Source organism: Achromobacter sp. Root83, assembly GCF_001428845.1.
In the GTDB taxonomy this organism is placed as follows: Bacteria; Pseudomonadota; Gammaproteobacteria; order Burkholderiales; family Burkholderiaceae_B; genus Achromobacter.
Window position 1 is genome coordinate 170,643 of the sequence record NZ_LMIU01000012.1, and the last position, 25,404, is coordinate 196,046.

Annotated in this window: 24 protein-coding genes; 7 read left to right on the forward strand and 17 right to left on the reverse strand. The window is 65.2% G+C overall.

Annotated features, from left to right (window positions below; all coding sequences use genetic code 11):
- Positions 1–43: 43 nt before the first annotated feature.
- The 14 genes from ASE30_RS13130 to fdxA all read right to left on the reverse strand — a co-directional run bounded on the left by ASE30_RS13130 (position 44) and on the right by fdxA (position 13,866).
- Positions 44–448, reverse strand: coding sequence for an ASCH domain-containing protein (locus ASE30_RS13130; RefSeq protein ID WP_057284745.1), 405 nt, complete (start codon positions 446–448; stop codon positions 44–46).
- Positions 445–2,595, reverse strand: a complete 2,151-nt coding sequence (locus ASE30_RS13135) for a phosphocholine-specific phospholipase C (RefSeq protein ID WP_057284746.1) — start codon at positions 2,593–2,595, stop codon at positions 445–447. The genes ASE30_RS13130 and ASE30_RS13135 overlap by 4 nt, the downstream gene beginning before the upstream one ends.
- 117 nt (positions 2,596–2,712) lie before the next feature.
- Positions 2,713–3,558, reverse strand: coding sequence for a branched-chain amino acid aminotransferase (locus tag ASE30_RS13140; RefSeq protein ID WP_057284747.1), 846 nt, complete (start codon positions 3,556–3,558; stop codon positions 2,713–2,715).
- Positions 3,559–3,655: 97 nt separating this feature from the next.
- Positions 3,656–4,681 (reverse strand): ABC transporter substrate-binding protein, encoded by a 1,026-nt coding sequence (locus ASE30_RS13145; protein WP_057284748.1) that lies wholly within the window; start codon positions 4,679–4,681, stop codon positions 3,656–3,658.
- A 113-nt stretch (positions 4,682–4,794) separates the two neighbouring features.
- A complete protein-coding gene (locus ASE30_RS13150) occupies positions 4,795–5,778 on the reverse strand; it encodes a branched-chain amino acid ABC transporter permease (protein WP_057284749.1) in 984 nt (327 codons plus the stop codon).
- On the reverse strand, positions 5,775–6,662 hold the full coding sequence (locus ASE30_RS13155; protein ID WP_057284750.1) for a branched-chain amino acid ABC transporter permease: 888 nt from the start codon (positions 6,660–6,662) through the stop codon (positions 5,775–5,777). Before ASE30_RS13155 ends, ASE30_RS13150 begins: the two co-directional genes overlap by 4 nt.
- 93 nt (positions 6,663–6,755) lie before the next feature.
- Positions 6,756–7,970 carry an ABC transporter substrate-binding protein gene (locus ASE30_RS13160; protein ID WP_057284751.1) on the reverse strand — a complete coding sequence of 405 codons (1,215 nt, stop codon included), beginning with the start codon at positions 7,968–7,970 and terminating at the stop codon, positions 6,756–6,758.
- A gap of 61 nt (positions 7,971–8,031) precedes the next feature.
- On the reverse strand, positions 8,032–8,742 hold the full coding sequence (locus ASE30_RS13165; RefSeq protein WP_057284752.1) for an ABC transporter ATP-binding protein: 711 nt from the start codon (positions 8,740–8,742) through the stop codon (positions 8,032–8,034).
- A complete protein-coding gene (locus ASE30_RS13170) occupies positions 8,739–9,512 on the reverse strand; it encodes an ABC transporter ATP-binding protein (protein WP_057284753.1) in 774 nt (257 codons plus the stop codon). Before ASE30_RS13170 ends, ASE30_RS13165 begins: the two co-directional genes overlap by 4 nt.
- A 352-nt stretch (positions 9,513–9,864) precedes the next feature.
- Positions 9,865–10,500 (reverse strand): endonuclease III, encoded by a 636-nt coding sequence (nth, locus tag ASE30_RS13175; RefSeq protein ID WP_057284754.1) that lies wholly within the window; start codon positions 10,498–10,500, stop codon positions 9,865–9,867.
- The gene (gene rsxB, locus ASE30_RS13180) at positions 10,497–11,141 is read right to left on the reverse strand and encodes an electron transport complex subunit RsxB (RefSeq protein ID WP_057284755.1); all 645 of its coding nucleotides are present in this window, start codon (positions 11,139–11,141) and stop codon (positions 10,497–10,499) included. The genes nth and rsxB overlap by 4 nt, the downstream gene beginning before the upstream one ends.
- Before the next feature lie 112 nt (positions 11,142–11,253).
- Positions 11,254–12,480: a polyhydroxyalkanoate depolymerase gene (locus ASE30_RS13185; RefSeq protein ID WP_057284756.1), complete on the reverse strand. Its 1,227-nt coding sequence runs from the start codon at positions 12,478–12,480 to the stop codon at positions 11,254–11,256.
- A 212-nt stretch (positions 12,481–12,692) separates the two neighbouring features.
- Positions 12,693–13,493, reverse strand: a complete 801-nt coding sequence (locus ASE30_RS13190; protein WP_057285188.1) for a ferredoxin--NADP reductase — start codon at positions 13,491–13,493, stop codon at positions 12,693–12,695.
- Between the two features lie 49 nt (positions 13,494–13,542).
- Entirely contained in the window at positions 13,543–13,866 is a 324-nt protein-coding gene (gene fdxA / locus ASE30_RS13195) for a ferredoxin FdxA (protein WP_013392198.1), read from the reverse strand.
- Between the two features lie 123 nt (positions 13,867–13,989).
- On the opposite strand from fdxA, the gene pncB reads away from it, so the two are divergent.
- Positions 13,990–15,198 carry a nicotinate phosphoribosyltransferase gene (pncB, locus tag ASE30_RS13200; protein WP_156407658.1) on the forward strand — a complete coding sequence of 403 codons (1,209 nt, stop codon included), beginning with the start codon at positions 13,990–13,992 and terminating at the stop codon, positions 15,196–15,198.
- A gap of 72 nt (positions 15,199–15,270) precedes the next feature.
- Positions 15,271–15,621, forward strand: coding sequence for a RidA family protein (locus ASE30_RS13205; protein WP_057284758.1), 351 nt, complete (start codon positions 15,271–15,273; stop codon positions 15,619–15,621).
- Positions 15,622–15,728: 107 nt separating this feature from the next.
- Here the strand turns inward: ASE30_RS13205 and ASE30_RS13210 are convergent, their stop codons facing one another.
- Together ASE30_RS13210 and ASE30_RS13215 are read right to left on the reverse strand one after the other, a co-directional pair.
- Positions 15,729–16,238, reverse strand: coding sequence for a flavodoxin (locus ASE30_RS13210; RefSeq protein ID WP_057284759.1), 510 nt, complete (start codon positions 16,236–16,238; stop codon positions 15,729–15,731).
- A complete protein-coding gene (locus tag ASE30_RS13215) occupies positions 16,235–17,068 on the reverse strand; it encodes a zinc-dependent peptidase (RefSeq protein WP_057284760.1) in 834 nt (277 codons plus the stop codon). Before ASE30_RS13215 ends, ASE30_RS13210 begins: the two co-directional genes overlap by 4 nt.
- Positions 17,069–17,175: 107 nt before the next feature.
- On the opposite strand from ASE30_RS13215, the gene ASE30_RS13220 reads away from it, so the two are divergent.
- Complete coding sequence (locus ASE30_RS13220) at positions 17,176–19,455, forward strand: bifunctional (p)ppGpp synthetase/guanosine-3',5'-bis(diphosphate) 3'-pyrophosphohydrolase (RefSeq protein WP_057284761.1); 2,280 nt, start codon at positions 17,176–17,178, stop codon at positions 19,453–19,455.
- A gap of 65 nt (positions 19,456–19,520) precedes the next feature.
- Here ASE30_RS13220 and ASE30_RS13225 read toward each other — a convergent pair whose 3' ends face one another.
- Positions 19,521–20,834: an MFS transporter gene (locus ASE30_RS13225; RefSeq protein ID WP_057284762.1), complete on the reverse strand. Its 1,314-nt coding sequence runs from the start codon at positions 20,832–20,834 to the stop codon at positions 19,521–19,523.
- A gap of 133 nt (positions 20,835–20,967) precedes the next feature.
- On the opposite strand from ASE30_RS13225, the gene argE reads away from it, so the two are divergent.
- From argE to accD, 4 genes are all read left to right on the forward strand, one after another.
- Positions 20,968–22,119, forward strand: coding sequence for an acetylornithine deacetylase (argE, locus tag ASE30_RS13230; RefSeq protein ID WP_057284763.1), 1,152 nt, complete (start codon positions 20,968–20,970; stop codon positions 22,117–22,119).
- A gap of 119 nt (positions 22,120–22,238) precedes the next feature.
- A complete protein-coding gene (trpB, locus tag ASE30_RS13235; protein ID WP_057285189.1) occupies positions 22,239–23,438 on the forward strand; it encodes a tryptophan synthase subunit beta in 1,200 nt (399 codons plus the stop codon).
- A 4-nt stretch (positions 23,439–23,442) separates the two neighbouring features.
- Complete coding sequence (trpA, locus tag ASE30_RS13240) at positions 23,443–24,306, forward strand: tryptophan synthase subunit alpha (RefSeq protein WP_057284764.1); 864 nt, start codon at positions 23,443–23,445, stop codon at positions 24,304–24,306.
- A gap of 36 nt (positions 24,307–24,342) precedes the next feature.
- Entirely contained in the window at positions 24,343–25,218 is an 876-nt protein-coding gene (gene accD, locus ASE30_RS13245) for an acetyl-CoA carboxylase, carboxyltransferase subunit beta (protein WP_057284765.1), read from the forward strand.
- Positions 25,219–25,404 lie beyond the last annotated feature (186 nt).

Below are 25,404 nucleotides of genomic sequence, written 5' to 3' on the forward strand. Positions count from 1 at the left end.
ATTTGGGCCGGCCGCAAGCAAGGCGCGGCGGGCACCGCCCCTGTCATGTCCCGCGGTCGAACACGTGCACCACGCGAAAGCGCTCGCACGCCAGCATCATGTCCGGCGCGTACCCGCCGTTGCGCTCGAAGTAGGCAATATGCGCGTCCCGCCATGCGGCGTACGGGCCTTCGCCCTCGGCCAGCGCAAACGCCTCGTCCACCTGGTCAAAGCGCTGGACCAGCACGCCGGTGGTTTCGATGACGCAGGCGGGCTGTCCCCGTCCGTCCAGCACCACGTCGCGCCGGCCGATTTGCGGCAAAGGCTCCTGGCCGCCGAAGTCGCGAACCGCGCCGCAGGTCGCCGTCTTGGCGCCCGCGAGCACCAGGGCGAGCAATTCGTCGGCCAATTCGGGAGAATCCCCGAACTGGAAGGTCACGGCGTGTTCGTAAGGGGCGGGCGGCTTCATGCCTGGGGCGTCCACTGCAATATCAGGTCCTGTCCCATCGCGGGGTCCGACGTGGAGTGCGAACCGGTTTCGATGCGCCCGGCCAGCCGGCGCAGAAAGGATGGGTCGTCTTTGTCGTGCACGCTGATGTCGTACCAGCCGCCCGTCTGGGCCATGTCCCAGGACAGGATCAGTGTCTCTCCGGCGGCCACCTCGACATCGGCCGCGCGCGGGAGGCCATACGCGTTGGCGGCGATGCGGCATGCGCGGGGCCGCGCTTGCTGGTTGCGCAGCGAGAGCCGCAGCGGGACGCCGGGTCCTTCGTAGCCGGCGGCGACCTCCAGCGGCGGCGCCTCCGCCTGCGGGATGCGTCCGGCGCAGTGGCGGTGAAAACCGTTGGGGCCCAGCACCCAGAGGTCATAGCGGCCGTCGCTGGCGGGTTCCCAGGACCCGTCAAGCTGCTTGCCGGCTTCCACGGTATAGCGCCGCGGACCGCGTTCCAGATGCAGCCGGTCGTAGACATGCAGGACGGCGCCGGCCGTGCCTGTGTTCTCGAAGCGCAGCAAGACGGCGCCGTCCTGTATGCGGGCATCGGTGTGCAACGCATAGGGCAGCGCGCGCGACGGCCGGGTTCCGGGCTCCTGCCGGGCCAGGGCCGGCGATAGCGGCGCCGGCGGTTTGACGGTGCCGGGCAGCGCGGCGGCACGGGCCGCGCGCTCGGCGGTGGCGGGCAGGTCGCGCAGGCGGTCCTGGTGGTCCGGCGCAGCGAAATCGAAGACCGACGTCAGGTCGCCGCACACGGCCAGACGCCAGGGCGAGATATTGGGCTCGGCCACGCCAAAACGCTGCTCCAGGAAACGCAGCACCGAGGTGTGGTCGAAGACCTGGGAATTGACCCAGCCGCCCTTGGTCCAGGGCGACAGCACGTACATGGGCACGCGGGGTCCAAGGCCATAGGCGCCGTGCAGGTGCGCCGCCGTGTCGTCCTTTTCCACGCCCGCGATGTGCTCGTGGTATTCGCCGCGGGTGTCGGCCGTGGAGGCTCCGGCCAGTTCGCCCGTGGCGCCGCGAGATGGCGGCGCCGGTGGCGGCATGTGGTCGAAGAAACCGTCGTTTTCGTCGAACATCAGCAGCAGGACGGTCTTGCTCCAGACCTCGGGATTCGCCGTCAACGCGTCTAGCACACGGGCCGTGTAGTCCGCGCCCTGGGCGGGGCTGGACGGGCTGGGGTGCTCGGATCCGGCCTTGGTGGCGCAGATCCACGACACCTGCGGCAGCGTGCCGTCCAGCACGTCCTGGCGCAGCAGGTCCAGGCTGCGGGTGGTCAGCGCCTTGTCCTTCAGTGCCGCCGTGGACCCGGGCAGGTCCTGGTAGGCGTCGCGGTACGCCTTGAACCCGGCGGTGGGGTTCAGCGAATAGTTGTCCGCCATGTTCTGGTAGATGCGCCAGCTCACGCCGGCGCGTTCCAGCCTTTCCGGATAGGTGGTCCAGGTATAGGCCCCGGCGGGATCGCCGCCGGTGAGCTTGTTGTAGACGTTGCCCAGCGCCGGGCCGTTGCCCCGCGCCAGGCCATCGTTGGTGCCGCTCCAGAGGAACAGGCGGTTGGTATTGGTGCCGCCGGTGAACGAGCAATGGTAGGCGTCGCAAACGGTGAAGGCGCGGGCCATCGCGTACTGGAAGGGCATGTCGCCTTCCGTGAAGTACGCCATCGAATGGTTCTTCTTGGCCGCCGGCCAGTTGCCCATGCGGCCGGCGTCCCAGGCGTCTTGCGCGTTCGACCAGGTGTGCGGCGTGCTGGCCACGCGCATGGTCTCGTAGGCCTCGCGCGTATCCAGCCGGTACGGCAGCACGGTGCGCGGGGCGCCTTCGTCGGGCTTGTCGTTGTACTGGGCCCAGACGGTGCGATGGCGCGCTTCCGGGCTGTCCGGCACGGGGATGGGAAAGCGGTCGCCAAAACCGCGCACGCCCGCCAGGCCGCCGAAATAGTGGTCGAACGAGCGGTTTTCCTGCATGAAGATCACGATGTGCTCGACATCGCGGATCGTGCCCGTGCGGTGGTTGGCGGGGATGGCCAGCGCGCGGCGGATCGCCGCCGGAAACAAGGCCAGCGCGCTGGTGGCGCCCGCCAAGGTGGCGCTGTTGCGTAGAAAATCGCGTCTGCTGTGCATGGGTTCGCCCGGCGGTCGGAAGTCGACAGCGTACGCCGTTTTTGCTGTTGTTTTCCTGACGGCCAGCGTCCGTCCAGGGCGCGGGGAAGCGCCGTGGACGGGGTCCCCGCGGGCGCGTCAGCGGCGGCCGGTGCTTTCCGCGTAGTCCATGTAGAGCTGATGGGCGCGGCGTGCGAGCGGGCCGTATTCCAGGGCGCGCGATTCCACACGGTTCACGTGCACCACCTTGCCGTAGTTGCCGGACGAGAACACTTCGTCGGCTTCCTCGACGTCGGCGCGGGTCAGGCTGCGTTCCTGCACGTCGATGCCGTCGGCCTTGAGCAACGCCAGCACGCGGCGGCGCGTGATGCCGTTCAGGAAGGTGCCGTTGTCCACGGGCGTGGAGACAACGCCGTTCTTGGCCAGCCACAGATTGCTGGTGGCGAATTCGGCGATGTTGCCCGCGCCGTCCAGCATGATTGCGTTGTCGAAGCCCTTTTCAGCGGCTTCGCGGATGGCGCGCTGGCCGTTGGGGTACAGGCAGGAGGCCTTGGCGTCGGTGGGGGCCATGTTGGGCCACGAACGCGCAAAGCTGGAAAAGCAGGCCGAAAAGCCTTGGTCGCCCGGCATCGGCACCTTGAACACGTGCAGCACGAAGCGGGTCTTGTCGGCGTCGGGCAGCAGGAAACCGTCCGAGCAGAAGAACATCGGCTTGATGTAAAGCTCGGTGCCTTCGGGAAACTTCGCGACCGCTTGCAGGCACAGCGTCTGGATTTCTTCCCAGCCGATCTGCGGCTTCATCAGCATTTTCTCGGCCGATCGCACCACGCGTTGGCAGTGCAGGTCCAGGTCAGGCGTCAGGCCGCGGAAAGCGCGCGCGCCGTCGAAGACCATGCTGGCCATCCAGAAAGCGTGGTCGGCCGGGCCGAGCAGTTTGGGGTTTTCGGTGGTCCAGTGACCGTCGTGCCAGAACAAGGCGTCCATGTGTATCTTCCTTCGCTTGAATCGGGTGGGCGCGCGCGGGCGCGCCGAAACGTCAGGATACATGAGCCGCGGGCGGGCGCGGCGGCGCCCGCCAGGGCTATTCGCGCTCCAGCGCCGACTGCACGCGGTCGGCCACGTCTGGCGGCACCCACTGCCGCCAAACGGGAGCGTACTGTTTGAGGAAGTAGCGCGCGGCGTCGTCGGGTTCCTTGCCCTCGGTCTCGAGCCAGCCCAGCGTGGCGTCGATGGCGTCATCGGGGACGGTCAGCTTGGAAAGGAAGTCGGTCAGGCGCGGCGCTTCCTTGGCAAAGGCCGCATTCACGCCCGTGACGACAGGATTGGGCTTGAACTCGGTGGCCACCGGCGTCGCGCATTTGGGGTCGGTCATGCAGGTGTAGGCGGCCTGGTCGAATGCTGGAAGCTCCAGCTTGACCAGGTCCAGCGCACCGACCAGCGATGTGGGAGTCCAGTAGTAAAAGACGATGTCGCGCTTGCGCTTGTACGCCGACACGATGGCGGCTTTCTGCGCGGCGCCCGACCCGGGCGCGAACAGCGCGTAGTCCTTGTCCAGTTTCAAGGCGCGCAACAGGTTGTCGTTCAGCGTGCCGCAGGCCCAGCCGGCGGGGCAGCCATAGATGCGGCCGCGCCCGGGATCCTCGGGGTCGGCGAACACCTCCTTGAAGCGCGCCAGGTCGGCGGCGGCTTTCAATCCGGGGTTGCGTTCCACGGTATAGCGGGGCACGTACCAGCCTTCCCCTGCGTCATACACATGGCCCACGCCCAGCACCTTGCCGCTCGCAAGCGCCTTCTTCCAGGCGCCTTCGATCTGGCCCGGCCAGACTTCGGGTGTCACGTCCACGTCGCCGCGCTGTAGCGCGGCCAGCATGGGCAGCGTTTCACCGATTTCAACAGAGGTCTTGCAGCCGTAGCCATGCTCCAGCACATAACGCTCTATGCCGGCCAGGACCAGATTGGATTCCCAGTTCAGGCCGCTGAACCGAACGGGGCGGTTCACTTCGCAAACCGGGGCGGACGCGTCGGCGGCACGGGCGGGCGGGGGCAGCAGGGCGGCGGTAAGCGCAAGGGCGCCAAGGCCGGCGGCGAGCGTGTGCGTGTAGCGCATGGTCGGCACCTGTGTGATGGAGTGCCTGCCATTGTACGGGGCGCTGCACGGTCCGGCCGCCGGAATGCAAACGGGGCCGCGCAGTGCGGCCCCGGTCTTGATGCAATGCCCGGTCAGGCGCGGGCGGCGCGCCGCCGGTCGATGAATGCGCCCAGCTCGCCCACGATGCCGCGGCGGAAGGCCAGCACGCAGATCACGAAGATCAGGCCCGTCACGATGGTGACGGATTCGCCCAGGCGCAGGAACCATTCCACGCCGGTCAGGTTGGCCATCATCTGGCCGAAGTCGCCGACCTTGTTCTCCAGCAGGACCACGATGAAGGCGCCCAGGATGGGACCGGTCAACGTGCCCAGCCCGCCGATGAGCGTCATCAGGATGACCAGGCCGGACATCTGCCAGGTGGCGTCCGACAGCGTCGCCGACACGAACACCAGCGTCTTGGTGGCGCCCGCCAGCCCCGCCAGTGCGGCCGACAGGACGAAGGCCAGCAGCTTGAAGCGGTCTACGTCGTAGCCCAGCGATATGGCGCGCGGCTCGTTTTCGCGCAGCGCCTGCAGCACTTGGCCGAAGGGCGAGTTCACGGTGCGCCAGATGATGAAATAGCCGATGATGAAAATGGCCATCACCAGGTAGTACAGGTTGATGTCCTTGGACAGGTCGACCAGCCCCAGCAGCGTGCCGCGCGGCACGCTTTGCAGGCCGTCCTCGCCGCCGGTGAACTTGGCCTGGAGGAAGAAGAAGAACACCATCTGCGACAACGCCAGCGTGATCATGGCGAAGTAGATGCCGCTGCGGCGGATGGCGATGGCGCCCATTGCCAGACCCAGCAGCGCCGCGACCGCCACGCCGAAGAGCAGGCCGAGTTCGGTGGGCAGGCCCCACACCTTCATCGAGTGGCCGGCCGCATACGCCGCACTGCCCAGGAACGCCGCATGCCCGAACGAGAGCAGGCCGGTGAAGCCCAAGAGCAGGTTGAAGGCGCAGGCGAACAGGGCGTAGCACATGATCTTCATGGCGAAGATCGGATACACCCCGACGAAGGGAAGCAACGCCACCACGATGGCGAAGACCGCATAGCCCAGGAATTGACGATTCATTTTTCTTTTCCGAACAGCCCGGCCGGGCGGATCAACAGAACAATGGTCATGATGATGAAGACGACCGTGCTGGAGGCCTCGGGCCAGAACACTTTGGTCAGGCCTTCGATCACGCCCAGCCCCAGCCCGGTCAGGATGGCGCCCATGATGGACCCCATGCCGCCGATCACGACCACCGCGAACACAACGATGATGAGGTTGGACCCCATCAGCGGCGAAATCTGCAGCACCGGCGCGGCCAGCACGCCGGCAAAGCCGGCAAGCGCCACGCCGAAGCCGTAGGTCAGCGTGATCATGCGCGGCACGTTCACACCGAAGGCTTCCACGAGACGCGGGTTTTCGGTGCCCGCCCGCAGCAAGGCGCCCAGGCGGGTGCGTTCGATGACGAACCAGGTGGCCAGGCAGACCACCACCGACGCCACCACGACCCAGCCGCGGTAGTTCGGCAGGATCATGAAGCCCAGATTGGTGGCGCCACGCAGCGCTTCCGGTGTGGGGTAAGGCTGCCCGGACACACCGTAGAAGCTGCGGAACAGCCCCTCGATCAGCAGCGTCAGTCCGAAGGTGAGCAGCAGGCCATACAGGTGATCAAGCTTGTACAGATGCTTGAGCAGAAGTTTTTCGATCACGATGCCGAACAGCCCGACAATGAGCGGGGCCAGCACCAGCATGATCCAGTAGTTCAGGCCGAGGTACGACAGCCCCATCCAGGCGATGAAGGCGCCCAGCATGTAGAGCGCGCCATGCGCGAAGTTGATGACGTTCAGCAGCCCGAAGATAACGGCAAGCCCGAGCGACAGCATGGCATAGAAGGAACCGTTGACCAGGCCCAGTAATAGCTGGCCGAACAAGGCCTGTATAGGGATGCCGAAAAGGTCAGTCATCTTGTGAAAATCCTGCGCGTACGGATGGAAGCGAGCTAGTCAAGATGCGACCGGCCGCGGGGCCAGGTCGCATCTGGGATCACATGGGCCGGTTTACTTCTTGACCAGCTTGCAGGTGGACTCGGACAACTTGGTGTAGACCTCGTCGCCGGGCAGCGTCGCCACGACCTTGTAGTAATCCCAAGGTCCCTTGGACTCGGCGGGGCTCTTGACTTGCATCAGATACATGTCGTGGATCATCCGGCCGTCCTCGCGGACGAAACCGCCCTGGGCGAAGAAGTCATTGACCTTGTTCGACTTCATCCACTTCATCACGTCGTCGCCGTTATCCGAACCCGTGGCCTTCACGGCGTTCAGGTAGAAGGCCGTCGCCGAATAGTCGCCCGCCTGCAGCATGGACGGCTTGCGGCCGACCTTGGATTCGAACTTCTTGGCCCAGGCGCGCGAGGCGTCGGATTGATCCCAGTACCAGCCGTCGGTCAGGTACATGCCCTTGGTGGCGTCCAGGCCCAGCGCATGGACGTCGTTGATGAATACCAGCAGCCCGGCCAGTTGCATGGTCTGGGTCACGCCAAACTCATTGGCGGCCTTGACGGTGTTGATGGTGTCGCCGCCGGCATTGGCCATGCCCAGGATCTTGGCCTTGGAGGCCTGAGCCTGCAGCAGGAAGGACGAGAAGTCCGAAGCGCCCAGCGGCGCGCGCACGTTGCCCTTGACCTCGCCGCCGGCTGCCTTGACGACCGCCATCGTGTCGCGTTCCAGCGCGTGGCCGAACGCATAGTCGGCCGTCAGGAAGAACCAGGTCTTGCCGCCATCCTTCACCACCGCCGAACCGGTGCCGCGCGCCAGCGCGACGGTGTCGTAGGCGTAGTGCACGGTGTAGGGCGAACACTGGGAATTGGTCAGGTCGGACGAGCCTGCGCCGACCGCGATGAACGGCTTTTTCTTTTCGGCCGCCACGGCCGCCATGGCAAGGCTGGTAGCCGAATTGGTGCCGGCCACGATGACGTCCACCTTGTTCTGGTCGAACCATTCGCGGGCACGGGCCGAGGCGATGTCGGCCTTGTTCTGGTGATCCGCGGACAGCACTTCGATCTTCTTGCCGTTGATCGAGCCTCCGGCGTCCTCGACCGCCATGCGGACGGCGTCCAGGCCGGCCTTGCCGTCGATGTCGGAGTAAACGCCCGACATGTCGGTGATGAAGCCGATGCGGATGACATCGTCGGAGATACCTTGAGCGTGGGCGGTTGCCCCCGCGAATCCCAGGCCCGCCATGGCCAGTGCAGCAGTGATGGTGTGCAGCTTCATGGGATGACTCCTCTTCCCTACGGTGTGGTATTGCCGGGGTTCCGGCGGATGACAGGTTGCTTTAGACGCCCAGCAGTTCGTTGAGCGTGTCCTGTTTTTCTGAAAGTTGGGCCGCTTCGAAATGCTCGACGATCTGGCCGTGCTCCATGACGTAGAAGCGGTCGGCCAACGGCGCTGCGAAGCGGAAGTTCTGCTCCACCATGACGATGGTGTAGCCGCGCTGCTTGAGCGTCGTGATCATGCGCGCCAGCGCCTGCACGATCACGGGCGCCAGGCCTTCGGAGATTTCGTCGAGCAGCAGCAGGTTCGCGCCGGTGCGCAGGATGCGCGCCACGGCAAGCATCTGCTGTTCACCGCCCGACAGGCGCGTGCCCGGGGAATTCCGGCGCTCCTGCAGATTGGGGAACATGTCGTAGATCTCGGCCAGCGACATGCCGCCGCCCAGCGAGCCCACGACCGGCGGCAGCAGCAGGTTCTCTTCGCATGACAGGCTGGAAAAGATGCCGCGTTCCTCGGGGCAATAGCCGACGCCCAGGTGAGCGATCTTGTAGGTGGGCAGATCGATGGCCTCGGTGCCGTGAATACGCACCGAACCCTTGCGTGAACCGGTCAAGCCAAGAATGGCGCGCAGGGTCGTCGTGCGTCCGGCGCCGTTGCGGCCCAGAAGGGTGACGACCTCGCCTTGTCCCACGCGCATGTCCACGCCGTGCAGGATATGCGATTCCCCGTACCAGGCCTGCAGGCCCGAAATTTCGAGTGCGGGGGTGCTCATGCGTGCGCTCCTTGAAGTTCGCCGTCGGTCGTGCCCATGTAAGCCTGCATCACGGCCGGATGGCGGGAGACTTCGGCGTAGGACCCTTCGGCCAGCACCGAACCGCGCGCCAGCACGGTGATGGTGTTGGCGATGGAGGACACGACGTTCATGTTGTGTTCCACCATGAGGATGGTGCGCCCGGCGCTGACGCGCTTGATCAGTTGCGTCACGCGGTGGACGTCCTCGTGCCCCATGCCCTGCGTGGGCTCGTCGAGCAGCATCAGTTCGGGCTCCATCGCCAGCGTCGTGGCGATTTCAAGCGCGCGCTTGCGGCCGTAAGGCAGGTTCACCGTGGTTTCGTCGGCGAAGGCGCCCAGGTCCACCTGTTCAAGCAAGGCGCGCGCGGGCTCGTTCAGGGAGGCCAGCTGCTTGTCGCTTCGCCAGAAATGGAACGACAGTCCGGTCTTGCGCTGCAGGCCGATCCGCACGTTCTCCAGCACGGTCAGGTGCGGGAACACCGCGGAGATCTGGAACGAACGGATGATGCCGCGCCGCGCGATCTGCGCTGGCCGTTCGCCGGTGATGTCGATACCGTTGAACTTGATGGTCCCCGAAGTGGGAGCGAGAAATTTCGTAAGCAGGTTGAAGCATGTGGTCTTGCCCGCGCCGTTAGGCCCGATCAAGGCATGAATCTCGCCTCGCTTGATACGCAAATCGACCCCATTGACCGCGACGAATCCGCGGAATTCCTTCGTGAGGCCCTTTGTCTCCAGGATTGTGTCATCCATGTTCGCTGCACCAGCGTTGTATTTATATGGTCTCCGCCCGGCGTCATTGCGTCAGGCCCCCGCAGGGTCGGGAAAACTATTTACGTGCTTAGTTTTCTTATGAGTTGCCGGCGAGTATGCGGACGTCCCAATCAAAATTCCATGAGGGTTTGTCATAGGTTTTGCACTGCGGAAAGGTGAATTGTCGGCAAGCCGACAATGCTTATCGCGCATGGGAGGAATACGTTGCCGGAACCGAAATGCGTTGCAGCAAATAGGCGTTGATCGTCATCAACATGTCATGCGATTGAAGGCGAGGGAAAACCCGGTTTTCCGTTCGCTTCAATGCCGGTTTGGCGCGAGGCCGGGTGCTTTATGCAGGGGTTTTCTGTTTGAATTCGCAGAGATCGGAAATGCCGCATTGGGGGCATTTCGGCTTGCGCGCCACACAGACGTAGCGGCCTTGCAGGATCAGCCAATGATGGGCGTCCTGCATATATTCGCGCGGAACGAATTTCTCGAGTTTCTGTTCGACCTCAAGCACGTTCTTGCCGGGCGCGATGCCGGTGCGGTTGGAGACGCGGAATATGTGCGTGTCCACCGCCATGGTGGGGTGTCCGAACGCGGTGTTGAGCACCACGTTGGCCGTCTTGCGTCCCACGCCGGGCAAGGCCTCGAGCGCCTCGCGGGTCTCCGGCACATTGCCGCCATGCTGCTCGATCAGGATCCGGCACGTGGCGATCGTGTTCTTCGCCTTGGTGCGGTACAGGCCGATGGTCTTGATGTAGTCGGACAGGCCTTCCTCGCCCAGCGCCAGCAGCGCCTGGGGCGTGCCGTACTGCGGAAAGAACTTGCGCGTGGCAATGTTGACCGACTTGTCGGTGGCCTGCGCCGACAGCAGCACCGCGATCAGCAATTGGAACGGCGTGCCGTATTCCAGTTCGGTGGTCGGGTGGGGATTGGCCGCCTGCAGGCGGGCGAATATCTCTCGGCGTTTGGCGGCGTTCATGGCTGCGAGGGGTTGCGGCGTGCCCGGGCTCGGGCCAGTGCGGATTCAATGGCGGAGCGCTTGCGGTCCTCTTTTTCCGTGTCGGCGGGGGTGGGCGCCACGGCCGTGGGGATCGCGGGCGTCTCGGGCGCCATCAGGCGGGCGTTGTCGGCAGCCAGGCGTTCCGCTCGCGCCAGGTGGCCGCGGTGCCGCTGCCGGCTGACGGCGGCGTCTTGCTCGGTCCAGGCGCGCCCGGCCGGCACCATTTGAATGCAATCGACCGGACAGGGCGCCACGCACAGGTCGCAGCCCGTGCACCAGTCTTCCAGCACGGTGTGCATATGCTTGTTGGCGCCCACGATGGCGTCCACCGGGCAGGCCTGGATGCACAGCGTACAGCCGATGCAGTGGGATTCGTCGATGCGGGCGACCAGCAGCGGGCCGGGCTCGCCGCGGGACAGGTCGAGGGGCAGGGCGGGGGTGTCCAGCAAGGCGGATAGCGCAGCGATGCCTTCGTCGCCGCCGGGCGGACAGCGATTGATCGGAGCGGCGCCGTCGGCGATGGCGTCGGCATAGGGCCGGCAGCCGTCGTATCCGCACTTGGTGCATTGCGTCTGAGGCAGCAAGGCATCGATGCGGTCGGCAAGTGAGCGACAGGACATGTAAACCAATAAAAGAAAAGGGGCCGCTCGGGCCCCGTGGAATGCGGATCAGGCTGCCGGCGGCGCGGGGTATGTGCCCACGCGTCGCCTGGCGGACGGCTCGATGCCGTGCTTACGCCGATTGCCGGATGAACTCGGCAATTTTAGGACAGATCATTTCGCGCCAGCGGCGGCCCGAGAAAATGCCATAGTGCCCGCAGTTGGGCGCGGTGTAGTGCGATTTGCGCTCGGCCGGGATGTTCTTGCACAGCTTGATGGCGGCGCGCGTCTGGCCTTGGCCCGAGATGTCGTCCAGTTCGCCTTCGATGGTGAACAGGGCCACGCTCTTGATATCGGCCGGGCGGACCAGCTTGCCGTCCACTTCCCAGGTGCCGTTGGGCAATGCGAAGTCCTGGAACACCAAGCGGATCGTGTCCAGGTAGAACTCGGCCGGCATGTCGAGCACCGCGTTGTATTCGTCGTAGAAGCGGCGATGCATTTCGGCGTCGCTGTCGTCTCCGCGCAGCAGGTCCAGGTAGAACTCATAGTGCGACTTCATGTGGCGGTCCGGGTTCATCGCCATGAACCCCGCATGCTGCAGGAACCCCGGGTAGACCTTGCGGCCCGAGCCCGGATAGCGCGGCGGAACGGGGTGGATGACCTGATTCTCGAACCACGCGTAGGGCTTGGTCGTGGCCAGGCGGTTCACCTGCGTGGGCGACTGGCGCGGATCGATGGGCCCGCCCATCATGACCATGCTGCGCGGCTGGCAGGGATCGTTGGCCGAAGCCATCAGGGACACGGCGGCCAGCACCGGCACGGTCGGCTGGCAGACGGAAATGACGTGCACGTCCGGGCCCAGATGGCGAATGAAGTCCTGCACATAGCGGACGTAGTCGTTCAGATGGAACGGACCGGCCGACAGCGGCACCATGCGGGCGTCGACCCAGTCGGTGACATAGACGTCATGGGCGGGCAGCAACGCGCGCACGGTGTCGCGCAGCAGCGTGGCGTGGTGGCCGGACAGCGGGGCGACCAGCAAAACCTTGGGGTCGTCGTGGCCAGCGACGCGGACGTCGCGCTGGAAGTGCACCAGACGGCAGAACGGCTTGTCCAGCGCCACGGCTTCCACGACGCGGGCGGACTTGCCGTTGATCTGGGTGGTGGGCAGGTTCCAGGCGGGCTTCTGGTACTCCTTGCCGATACGCGTCATCAACTCGTATCCGGCAGCCATCTGGCGCGAAATCGGGGTGTAGGCGAGCGGGCTGTAAGGGCTGGAGAACAGCTGAGAACCGGCATCCGTGAATGCAGCGAACGGAGTCAGGAAGGCGCGCTGCATTTCGTGCAATTGGTACAGCATTTCGGGGAAGTCCTTCTGGGTCGAGCGTGTGCCCCGATTATTGCCCCGGGGACTATCGATATATCCAATCAGCCTGAAGAATCTCCGGCAAAGTCCCGGATTGTGTTGCTAAAAAGCGACCCGTCCTGCGTTTGGCACCAGTTTAGGGCGGCCATCATGCCTTGCGGTCATACCAAATGGAGGATTTATGCACTACGCCGGGCAGTGCAGCGTCACCAGTAGTTTTCAACCGCCAGATTGCCGGGGATGCCGCGGCGGCCCGGCTTGAAGCCGCGTTCGCCCAGCAATTTCCGGGCATCGGCCAGCATGGCTGGGTTGCCGCAGAGCATGACCTTCGCGAGCTCCGGATCCAGCGGCTGTCCGGCCAACTGTTCCAGACGGCCGTCGGCGATCAGCGTGGTAAGACGCTCCTGGGGCATGCCGGGCAGGGCTTCGCGGGTGGCGATCGGAAGGTAGACGAGCTTGTCCGGATCCGCTGCGAACAGCTCGGACAGGCCCGGCTCGCGGCGCCAGGATTCGATCTCTTCGCGATAGGCCAGCTCTGCCGCGGTGCGCACGCCGTGCACCAGGATGATGCGGCGGTACGCGCGCCAGACGGCGGGGTCGCGCAGAATGGACAAGTAAGCCGACAAGCCGGTGCCCGAGGCCAGCAGCCAGAGGTCGCCGCCCGGGGCGAAGCGCTCCAGCGTCAGGAAGCCGTAGGGCGCCTTCTCGACGTAGAGCGCGTCGCCCGGCCGCAGGCGCGCCATGCGCGGGCTGAACTGGCCTTCGGGGACCACGATGGAATAGAACTCGAGCCAGGGTTCGTGCGGCGCGGAAACCATGGAGTAGGCGCGCCACAGCGTCGGCGGGCCATCGGGATCGTCCGCGCCCGGCAGGCCGACCCGCGCGAACTGTCCGGGGATGAACGTAAAGGCGTCGTCCCGCGTCACGCGCACGGAGAACAGCTTGTCTGGCACCCAGGTATGAACGCTGGTTACGGTCTGGCGCGTGTATTTGGAATCTTCGGTCATCGGGGCATCGCGCGATACGGCCGCCAAGCGCGCGGCCGGCCTTCGCGGACTATTTTTCCAGGTATTGCAGCTTGTCCTGCTTGCCGTTCCATTCGTCGGCGTCGGGCAGGGGCTTCTTGGCGCGGCTGATGCTGGCGAACTCGGGCGAGAGTTCGGCATTCAGGGCGATGAAATTCATCTGGTCCTGCGGCACGTCTTCTTCGGCGTAGATCGCATTGGCCGGGCATTCCGGGATGCAGACGGCGCAGTCGATGCATTCGTCCGGGTCGATCACGAGGAAGTTCGGACCCTCACGAAAACAGTCCACCGGGCACACGTCTACGCAATCGGTGTACTTGCACTTGATACAGTTTTCGGTGACTACATGGGTCATTCAGGAACTCCGGGATCGGCGGCATTTGTGTCTTGTTGTGCGGATTTTACCCAATGCCGCGCCGATGTGCCGGTAATACCCGTATTGACATAGTGGCCCATCGTGCCGGATGGCGTGTCCGCTATGCTATGGTGTCGCGAAACGAAACGCGCAACCATGATAATTACCTCGCTGCTCGACACCGACCTGTATAAATTCAGCATGATGCAGGTGGTTCTGCATCAGTTTCCCGCTGCCCAGGTCGAGTACCGGTATAAATGCCGTACCGCGGGGGCCGACCTGCGTCCCTATCTGGACGAAATCCGCGAGGAAGTGCATCAGCTTTGCCAATTGCGCTTCACGCCGGACGAACTTAAATATCTGGGCGACTTGCGCTTTATCAAAAGCGACTTCGTTGATTTCCTGGGCCTGTTCCACATGCCCGAGCGCTGCATCCATATCGGCGAAGGCGACGCTCCCGGGGAAATCAGCATCGAGGTCAAGGGGCCGTGGCTGCACACGATCCTGTTCGAGATCCCGGTGCTGGCCATCGTCAACGAGGTCTATTTCCGCAACACGCGCAAGCATCCGGACTGGGAAGAGGGCCGCAAGCGCCTGCAGTCCAAGATGCACCTGGTGCTGGACGATCCGGCGCTGGCGGATTTCCGCGTGGCCGAATATGGCACGCGCCGCCGGTTCTCCAAGGTCTGGCACGAAGAAATCGTCACCACCATGAAGGCCGAGATGGGCCCGCATTTTGCTGGCACCAGCAACGTGCTGCTGGCCAAGCAGCATGAAGTGCTGCCGCTGGGCACGATGGGCCATGAATATCTGCAGGCTTGCCAGGCGCTGGGGCCGCGCCTGCGCGATTCCCAGGTGTTCGCGCTGGAAGTCTGGGCCAAGGAATATCGCGGCGATCTGGGCATCGCGCTGTCCGACGTCTATGGCATGGATGCCTTCCTGCGCGATTTCGACATGTATTTCTGCAAGCTGTTCGACGGCGCCCGCCATGACTCGGGCGATCCTTTCGTCTGGGGCGAGCGCCTGCTCGAACACTACCGCAAGAACCGTGTGGATCCGCGCGCCAAGACGCTGGTGTTCTCCGATTCGCTGACCTTCCCGCGCGCCATCGAACTTGCCCGCCAGTTCTCCGGCCGCTGCAAGGTGTCTTTCGGCATCGGTACGAACCTGACCAACGACCTGGGCCACGAGCCGCTGCAGATCGTCATGAAGATGGTCCGCTGCAACGGGCAGCCGGTGGCCAAGGTGTCGGATGCGCCGGAAAAGACCATGTGCGACGATCCCGCCTACCTGGCCTATCTGCGCCAGGTTTTCCAGTTGCCTCCTGCCTGAGGCCGGCACGGGGTAAATTGCGGATTCCTATGCATTGTTCCACCCAACCCACTCGACTCTAGGGGAATATTCATGAGCAGCATCAAGCGCTTCCACGTCGCCAAGCGCCTGTCGGACATGGCCGTGTACAACGGCGTTGCCTACCTGGCAGGCCAGGTGCCGGACGACGACACGCTGGACATCACCGGCCAGACCGAGCAAGTGCTCGCCACGATCGATCGCCTGCTGGCCGAGGCCGGCACCGACAAGACCAAGATCCTGATGGCCCAGATCTACGTGGCCAACATGAAGGAATTCGATGGCATGAACAAGGCGTGGGACGCCTGGGTCGCCGACGGCAATTCGCCTCCGCGCGCCACGGTCGAAGCCCGCCTGGCCAATCCGGATTACAAGGTCGAGATCGTCGTCACGGCGGCTATCTAAGGCCTTCTGCGTGCCGGGGGCGCCGATGGCGTCCGGCGCGAGCCAAAAGAAAGCCCTTCGGCACACGCCGAAGGGCTTTTTCTTTAAGCGCGGCCAGCGGCCCGGCGTCACGCGCCCATCAGCATCATCCCCGCCAGCAGTCCACCGAGCTCTTCGCATCGCGCAAGGTCGGGCGTTGCCACGATCTTGGGCGCGAGGATCTGCGCGGCGGTCTGGGCGCCCATATTGACGATCAGGGCGGGGGCCACGGCGCTCAGCCGCCAGCCGGTGCAGATGCGCTCCACCTGCCTCGCGGCGCCCGAGCCATCGCTGCCCGCGCTGATCATCGAGGCGTAGGGCAGGCCCTGTATGCGGTCGAGCACGGCGTAATAGTTGCGGTCGAAGAACTCCTTCATTTCGCCGCTCAGGCTGGCCAGGTTCTCGGGGGCGCAGAACAGAAAGCCCTGGCTGGCGAGCAGCACGTCGGCATCGGCGTCCGGCGCGCGCCGGATCTCGACCCGAAGCTCGTCCGCCTGCTCGAGATCCGCGGCGGCGGCCGCCGCCCCGCGCGCGGCGGCCTGCGCCATCTGCCGTGCCGCGCCCGTGCGTGAATGCCAGACGATCAGGAGCTGCTTCATGCGTAGCGGTCCAGGGTGTCCTGCCGGTAGTAGGCCCGCAGCAGGGCATACCATTCGGGCAGCGCCTGTTGCATGGGGTAGGGGTCCACGAAGAAGTGTTCCGAACTGACGGCGAAGAACTCGGCTTCGTCCGTGGCGGCGTAGGGGTCCATCGGCAACTGGCCGTACCAGGCGTCCGCGTCTTCGCTTTCGGGATCCACATCGCGCGGGATGGCAGCTTCCACGGCCTCCACCGCCGCGGCGAATCGGTCCAGGCTGTCGTCCAGGACGCGCCGCCATGCCTGGGGTTTCAGTTCCGGGTGGGCCGCCAACGAAGGCATGCCGTCCGCCAAGCCCGAACGCAGGTCCAGCTTGTGGGCAAATTCATGGATGACCACATTGAAGCCGCCTTCGGAGAGCTGCGTGTCTTCCCAGGAAAGCACCAGCGGCCCGCCCTCCCAGGCTTCGCCGGCGGCGTCCTCGATGTATTCGTGGACCACGCCGTCTTCGTCCTGCCGGGATCGCGGGATGCGGAAGCTGGCCGGATACACGATGATCTCGTCCCAGCCCTCGTACAGTTCCGGGGCCAGATTCAGGATGGGCAGGCTGGCCTGTGCCGCGATGGACAGGCGCATGAAATCCGACACCTCGAGGCCTTGCGCGCCGTTGATGGTCTTGCTGGCCAGCAGCCAGGCGGAGCGCGCCTGCAACTGGGCGGCTTCGTCGGCGCTCAGCGCCGCCAGGAATGGATGGGCGCCCAGCACCCGCCGCCAGAGTTCCGGCGAGATGCGGGCTTGCATTTCGGCCACGGCGGACGGGCGGGCGCCCCGGCCCTTGAGCCAGCGCAACATAAGCTTTGGTTCCTTCTATATGCCGGGATGCGGCAGGGTGTTCGGCGTGACGGAACCCTAGTGTAGAGTGTCGGGATCATCAACCAAATACCCGCTCCACGTCCGTCATGTCCGCCCCGCCTGTTCCCGATGCGCCTTCGCCTTTTGACGCTTCCTGGCGGCAGGAGGTCGGGGCCGGGCTGGACGCCGATGGCCTGGCGCTGATCGATCAGGCCGTCGCGTGGTCCGTGCCCCGTTTCGAAGGGCAGCACGCGCTCACGGGTGAACCGCTGGCCGGGCACGGCGCGGGCGTCGTGCGCATCCTGGCGGCCCTGCATACCGATGCCGCTACCCGCGCCGCGGCGTTGCTGGCCGCCCTGCCGACCGACCTGATGGCGCCCGCGCCGTCCCTGCGCAATGATCCGGTCGCCACGGCGTTCGGCGCCGAAATCGCCCGGCTGGTGCAGGGCACGCGCGCGCTGTTGCGTCTGGGCGTGGTTGCCCGCCAGGCCAGCGATGCCGAGGCCGAAAGCGGTTCCCAGAAGGAGATGCAGCGCAAGATGCTGCTGGCCATGGCGGCCGACCTGCGCATCGTGCTGATGCGGCTGGCCTCCAGGCTGCGCACGCTGCGCTGGCATGCGGAAAGCAAGGCGCCGTGCTCTCCGGCCTTTGCCCGTGAAACCCTGGATTTGTACGCGCCCCTGGCCAACCGGCTGGGCATCTGGCAGATCAAATGGGAAATGGAAGACCTGTCGTTCCGCTTCCTGGAGCCTGAAAAATACAAGCAGATCGCCCGTCTGCTGGAAGAAAAGCGGGTGGAGCGCGAGGCCTTCATCGCCGGCGCCATCGAGCGCCTGCAGGCGGCCCTGGCCAAGACCGGCGTCGAGGCCGAGGTCAGCGGCCGGCCCAAGCATATCTACAGCATCTGGAACAAGATGCGTGTGAAGCGCCTGGACTTCGCCCAGATGTACGACCTGCGCGCGCTGCGCATCATCGTCGACGATGTCCGCGCCTGCTACACGGCGCTGGGCTTGGTGCATGAAATGTGGACGCCGCTCTCCGACGAGTTCGACGACTACATTTCGCGGCCCAAGCCCAACGGCTACCGTTCCCTGCATACGGTGGTGACCGATGACGACGGCCGCCCGTTCGAGGTGCAGATCCGCACGCGCGAGATGCATCAGTTCGCCGAATACGGCATGGCCGCGCATTGGCGCTACAAAGAGGCGGGCGCCAAGGGCGGGCAGGTGGCCGCTTCCAGCGAGTACGACCGCCAACTGGCATGGATGCGCCAACTGCTGGCCTGGAACACCGACGTCGAAGGGGGCGCCGAATCGGCGCCGGAGCCCGCCAAGGCCGCGTCGGGCAAGCCGGCCTCCGGCAAGAGCCGCAATGTGGCGGCTGCGCCCGCCCATACCGACGACCGCATCTACGTGCTGACCCCGCAGGCGCGCGTGATCGAGCTTCCCGCCGGCGCCACGCCGGTGGACTTCGCCTATCACCTGCACACCGACCTGGGCCATCGCTGCCGGGGCGCGCGCGTCGACGGCCAGATGGTGCCGCTGCAGACGCGCCTGTCCACCGGCCAGACCGTGGAGATCATCTCCGCCAAGTCGGGCGGGCCGTCGCGCGACTGGCTCAATCCTCAGCTTGGGTTCCTGGCCAGCCCCCGCGCCCGCGCCAAGGTGCGCATGTGGTTCAACGCGATCGAACTGCAGCAGCGCATCACGCAGGGCCAGGCGCTGGTGGAAAAGGAATTGCAGCGCCTGGGCAAGACGGCGGTCAATCTTGAGCAACTGGCGCAGAACCTGGGTTTTGCCCGCGCCGACGACCTGTACGTGGCGGTGGCCAAGGAAGAATTCAGCCTGCGGCAGATCGATGCGCTGTTCCAGCAGCCCGCGCCCGCGGCCGAACCCCAGCCGGCCGCGCTGCGCCATGCCAGCGCGGGCAGCGCCGAGAAAAGCGGCAAGAGCGGCGTGCTGGTGGTCGGCGTGGGATCGCTGCTGACGCAGCTTGCGCGCTGCTGCCGTCCCGCCCCGCCGGACCCGATCGCCGGTTTTGTCACGCGGGGCCGCGGCGTGTCCATCCACCGCAGCGACTGCCATAGCTATCTGGCGCTTGCCGCGCGCGAACCCGAACGCATCATCGAAGTGGCCTGGGGCGAAACGGCGGACACCTTCTATCCGGTGGACGTCAGCGTCCGCGCGCACGACCGTTCCGGCCTGTTGCGGGACCTGTCCGAAGTCTTCGCGCGGCTGCGCCTGAATGTGGTGGGCGTGAATACGCAGAGCAAGCAGTCGCTGGCCCACATGGTGTTCACGGTAGAGGTGCGCGGCGGGGAATCGCTTTCGCGCGCGCTGGTCGCCCTGGCCGAAGTGCAGGGCGTGTCTTCGGCAACCCGCCGCTAGGGCTTGCAGACCCCGGGCCGCGGGCGGCGCCGGGGTCTTGATTGCAGGTCCTGGTTGTCCAGACCCTAGTCGTCCAGATTCTCGTGGGCGCGATCGCGCATGTAGAACGCGGCGATCAGGCCCAGCGCGACGCCGAACATCACGTAGTAGGCAGGGGCCATCGGCGAGCCGGTGGTCTTGATCAGCCAGGTCACGATGAACTGCGCGAAACCGCCAAAAATCATCACGGCGACGTTATAGGCCAGCGACAGGCCCACCGAACGCACGCGCGCCGGGAACAGTTCCGCCATCACCGTGCTGAACACGCCGAAGAAGGCCGAAACGAACAGGCAGACCACGACCTGCACCGTCAGGAGGCGGCCGATCGACGGCGCATCCGACAGCCAGTAGTACAAGGGATAGAGGACGATCAGGTAGCCGATCAGCGAGCCGATCACGATGGGGCGGCGACCCACACGGTCCGACCAGGCGCCCATGAAAGGCGTCAGCAGCACCATCAGCGCCGCGCCCGCCATCTGCACCAGGAAGGTCTGGTTCAGCGGCAGTTTCAGGATCTGCGTGGAATACGTCACCAGATACGTGAAGGTGATGTAGATGGACACCGTGGCAGTCACCACCAGGCCCACGCCGATCAGCGTCTCGCGCGTGTGGGTCTTGAGCATCTGGCCGAGGCTCAGGCGCTGCACCTTGCCGCTGGCGGCGGCTTGGCGCTCTTCTTCCTTCATCTGCTTGAAGACGTCGGTTTCATCGACGTTTTTGCGGATATAGATGGCGATGGGAACAATTACCAGGCCAAAGGCGAACGGCAGGCGCCACGCCCAGTCGGCGATCTGCTGTTGCGTGAAGAACTCGGTGATCAGCGTGCCGCAGGCCGCGCCGATCAGCAGCGCCAGCATCTGGCCGGCCATCTGCCACGAGCCATAGAACCCGCGTTTGCCGTTGGGCGCCATCTCGATCAGCAGCGCCGTGGATGTGCCGAATTCACCGCCCGCGGAAAAGCCCTGCAGCAGGCGCGCGATCAGGATGAAGATCGGGGCCAGGATGCCGGCGGCGTGATAGGTCGGGGCGACCGTGATCAACGCGATGGACACCGCCATCAGCGACGTCACCATCACCATGGCGGCCTTGCGGCCCTTCTTGTCGCCGTACAGGCCCAGGATGATGCCGCCGACCGGACGCATGAAGAATCCGACGCCGAAGATGGCGGTGGTCATGAGAATGGCGTTCAGTTCGCTGCCGGGAATGCTGGGGTCCGTGGGGAAGAACAGCTTCGCGATGATCGGCGTCATGAACGCGAACACCAGGAAGTCATACCATTCGAGGGCGTTGCCTATCACTGCGGCCACGATGTTGCGTGTGGGGACTGCTTTGTGCTGCACGGTTTCTCCTTGGGGGTGTTTTCCAATCCGGGCGACATTCTAGGCGCTAGCCGTGCCCGCGGTCGGCCAGGCTGTCCGGGACGCGGGCGCTTCCTGGCTTTACACTTCTGTTTTTCCCCACGAGAGTAGTGACATGAACGCGCGCACCTGGCTGGAAACGCTGGTTGGCTTCGACACCACCAGCCGCAATTCCAATCTTGCCCTGATCGAAACGGTCCGCGATTGGCTCAAGGGCCAGGGCGTCGACGCATGGCTTGCGCACAACCCCGAGCGCACCAAGGCCAATCTGTTCGCCACCCTGCCTGCCCAGGACGGCAACCAGCAGGGCGGGATCGTCCTGTCGGGCCACACCGACGTGGTGCCCGTGGATGGCCAGGACTGGAGCACGGATCCGTTCAAGCTCGTCGAAAAGGACGGGTTGCTCTATGGGCGCGGCAGTTGCGACATGAAGGGATTCATTGCCGGATCGCTCGCGCTGGTGCCGGAATTCCTGGCCATGCCGCGCAAGAAGCCGATTCATCTGGCTTTCTCCTACGACGAGGAAGTCGGCTGCGCGGGCGCGCCCTACATGCTGGCCGACCTGCTCGAGCGGGGCATACGTCCCGAGGGCTGCGTCGTAGGCGAGCCCACGGGCATGCAGGTGGTGGTGGCGCACAAGGGCATCAATCTCTTCCGTTGCAAGGTGCACGGCAAGGCGGCGCACTCGTCGCTGACGCCCCGCGGCTGCAACGCCATCGAATACGCCGCACGCCTGATCTGCCGCATTCGCGACCTGGCCGACAGCTTCAAGGCCAACGGCCCGTACGACCAGTTCTATGACGTGCCGTTCTCCACGATGACCACCAACCAGATCCGGGGCGGCATCGCGGTCAACACCATTCCCGAGCTGTGCGAATTCACCTATGAATTCCGTAACCTGCCGGGCATGCAGCCCGACCAGATCCAGGCAGAAGTCGAGAAATACGTGCGGGAAGAGCTGTTGCCGCGCATGAAGACCGAGTTTGACGGCGCCTCCATCGAGATCGAGACCGGCGCCGCCGCGCCCGCCCTGGAAGCGTCGGAAGAGGCCGCCATCACCCAGTTGGTGCGCGCGCTGACCGAAGACCGCGCCACCCGCAAGGTGGCGTACGGCACGGAAGCGGGCCTGTTCCAGGGCATCGGCATTCCCACCGTGGTCTGCGGCCCGGGCCATATCGAACAGGCGCACAAGCCCGACGAATACGTTGCCCTGGATCAGTTGGCCGCTTGCGAGACCTTCCTGCGCCGGATGGGACAGTCGCTCTGAGGAGCATGGGGCGGCCGGGGCTTCGCGCCCCGCCACCGCCCGCGTCAGGTAAAATGACGGGTTGCAAACCGGATTCGCGGACGGCACTGGCCGCTGCGAGCTCCCGGGGGAGATGCTTGGTGAAACCTTACGATTTTCCGGATGCCAAGGGCCATTTTGGGCCTTATGGCGGTGTTTTCGTGGCGGAAACGCTGATGCACGCGCTCGACGAGCTGCGCGCGGCGTACGACCATTACCGTGTCGACCCCGCCTTCCAGGAAGAGTTCAACTACGAACTCAAGCACTTCGTCGGCCGGCCCAGCCCGGTCTACCATGCCCGCCGCTGGTCCGAACTGGTGGGCGGCGCCCAGATCTGGTTCAAGCGCGAAGACCTGAACCACACCGGCGCCCACAAGGTGAACAATTGCATCGGCCAGGCTTTGCTGGCCAAGCGCATGGGCAAGCCCCGTGTCATCGCCGAAACCGGCGCGGGCCAGCACGGCGTGGCCAGCGCCACCGTCGCGGCGCGCTACGGCATGGAATGCGTGGTGTACATGGGCAGCGAAGACATCCGCCGCCAGGCGTCGAACGTCTATCGCATGAAGCTGCTGGGCGCCACCGTGGTGCCGGTCACCTCCGGTTCGCGCACGCTGAAGGACGCGCTGAACGAAGCCATGCGCGACTGGGTCACCAATATCGAAAACACGTTCTACATCATCGGCACGGTCGCGGGCCCCGATCCCTATCCCCGCATGGTGCGCGATTTCCAGACCGTGATCGGCAATGAATGCCTGACGCAGATGCCCGAGGCCATCGGCCGCCAGCCCGATTACGTGGTGGCGGCGGTGGGCGGCGGCTCGAACGCCATGGGCATCTTCCATCCCTACATTCCTTACGAGGACGTGCGCCTGATCGGCGTCGAGGCCGCGGGCGAGGGCATGGACAGCGGCAAGCACGCCGCGTCGCTGGCCGCGGGCCAGGTGGGTGTGCTGCATGGCAATCGCACCTATGTCATGCAGGATGCCGATGGCCAGGTCCAGGAGACCCATTCCGTCTCGGCGGGGCTGGACTATCCTGGCGTGGGCCCCGAGCATGCCTGGCTCAAGGATTCGGGCCGCGCCGAATACGCCGGCATCACCGACGACGAAGCCCTCAAGGCCTTCCACGATTGCTGCCGCATCGAAGGCATCATGCCGGCCCTGGAATCGTCCCACGCCATCGCCCAGGCCGTGAAGATGGCGGCCACGCTCCCGCGCGACGCCGTCATCCTGGTCAACTTGTCCGGCCGCGGAGACAAGGACATGCATACCGTCGCCGAGCGCGCCGGTATCGAGCTCTAACACCATGACAACTCGCACTGATCGTATTGCCGCCGCATTCGCGCGCACCGCCGAATCCGGCCGTGCCGCGGCGCTCATTCCCTACATCGCCGCGGGCGACCCTACGCCCGACGCCACCGTTCCCCTGATGCACGCGCTGGTCGAAGCCGGCGCCGATGTCATCGAACTGGGCGTCCCGTTTTCCGATCCCATGGCCGACGGCCCGGTGATCCAGCGCGCCGCGGACCGCGCCATCGCGCAGGGCGTGGGTCTGGCCCGCGTGCTGGACCTGGTGTCCCAATTCCGTCAGCGCGATACCTCCACGCCGGTCGTCCTGATGGGCTATGCCAACCCGATCGAACGCATGGGCCAGGCAGAATTCGCCCGCAGGGCCGAGCAGGCCGGCGTCGATGGCGTGCTCGTGGTGGACTATCCGCCCGAAGAAGTCATCGAGTTCGCGGCAACGCTGGGCGAACACGGCGTAGCCCCTATTTTCCTGCTGGCTCCCACGTCCACCGAAGAACGCATCAAAGCCGTTGCCGAAGTGGCGCGCGGCTATGTCTACTATGTGTCGCTCAAGGGTGTAACGGGTGCAGGCTCGCTCAACACGGATGACGTCGCCGCGCGCGTGGCCCTGATTCGCCGCCATGTGCGCGATATTCCGGTGGGCGTGGGGTTCGGCATCCGCGATGCCGAAAGCGCCCAGCGCGTCGCACGCGTGGCCGATGCGGTCGTCATCGGCAGCAAATTGATTGAAACCATGGAGCAGGCGGTCGCGAATGCGCCCGCCGCTCAGAAAACCGACGCCGCAGTTGCCGCTGGCAGCGGCTGGCTGCGCACCATCCGGGTAGCGCTGGATCAAGTAAAACGAGAAAACGCGTCGGCCTGAGCGGCCGGGCGCGACCTCAAACGGGATGAAAAATAAATGAGCTGGATCGATAAACTCCTGCCTCCTCGCATCAATAAAACCAGCGACAGCGGCGCCCGCCGCGTTCCCGAAGGCCTTTGGGTGAAATGCCCGTCGTGCGAATCGGTGCTGTACAGCGAAGACTTGGCGGCCAACCTGCACGTTTGCCCCAAGTGCGATCACCACATGCGGATCGGGGCTCGCGCCCGCATCGATTCGCTGCTCGACCTGGAAGGCCGCGTTGAAATCGGCCAGACCACGCGTTCGGTCGATACGCTGAAGTTCAAGGACACCCGCAAGTATCCCGAACGCCTGCAAGAGGCCGTCAAGGCCACCGGCGAGACCGATGCGCTGGTGGTCATGAGCGGTTCCATCCGCGGCGTGCCGGCAACGCTGGCCTGCTTTGAGTTCGAATTCATGGGCGGGTCCATGGGCTCGGTCGTCGGTGAGCGCTTCGCGCGCGGCGCGCAAGCGGCACTGGACAACAAGACGCCATTCATCTGCGTGGCCGCTTCGGGCGGTGCGCGCATGCAGGAAAGCCTGCTGTCCCTCATGCAGATGGCCAAGACGAACGCCATGCTGACGCGCCTGTCGGCGGCCGGCCTGCCGTTCATCAGCGTGCTGACCGATCCCACAATGGGCGGCGTCTCGGCCAGTTTTGCGTTCATGGGCGATGTGGTGATTGCCGAACCCAAGGCGCTGATCGGCTTCGCCGGTCCGCGAGTGATCGAGCAGACAGTGCGCGAAAAGCTCCCGGAAGGCTTCCAACGCGCCGAATTCCTGCTGCAGAAGGGCGCGATCGACATGGTCGTCGACCGCCGCCAGTTGCGCGAGGAAATCGCGCGTCTGCTGGCGCTGCTGAACAATCAGCCCGCGGACGTGGTCACGGCCTGATCATCACCCGCTTGGACGCGGCCGCGCATGCTGCCGGGTCTGCGTTGGCCTATGCGCTCTGCGGCGGGGATGTCCCGCCGCTTTGCTTGCTGAATTGCAGGTACGCGGCTTGCTATGGCGCGGGGCTGAGCGCTTTTATGTGCTCGAAGGTGCGATTTTCGGAACAGTGTTTTCCATGCCGTTTTG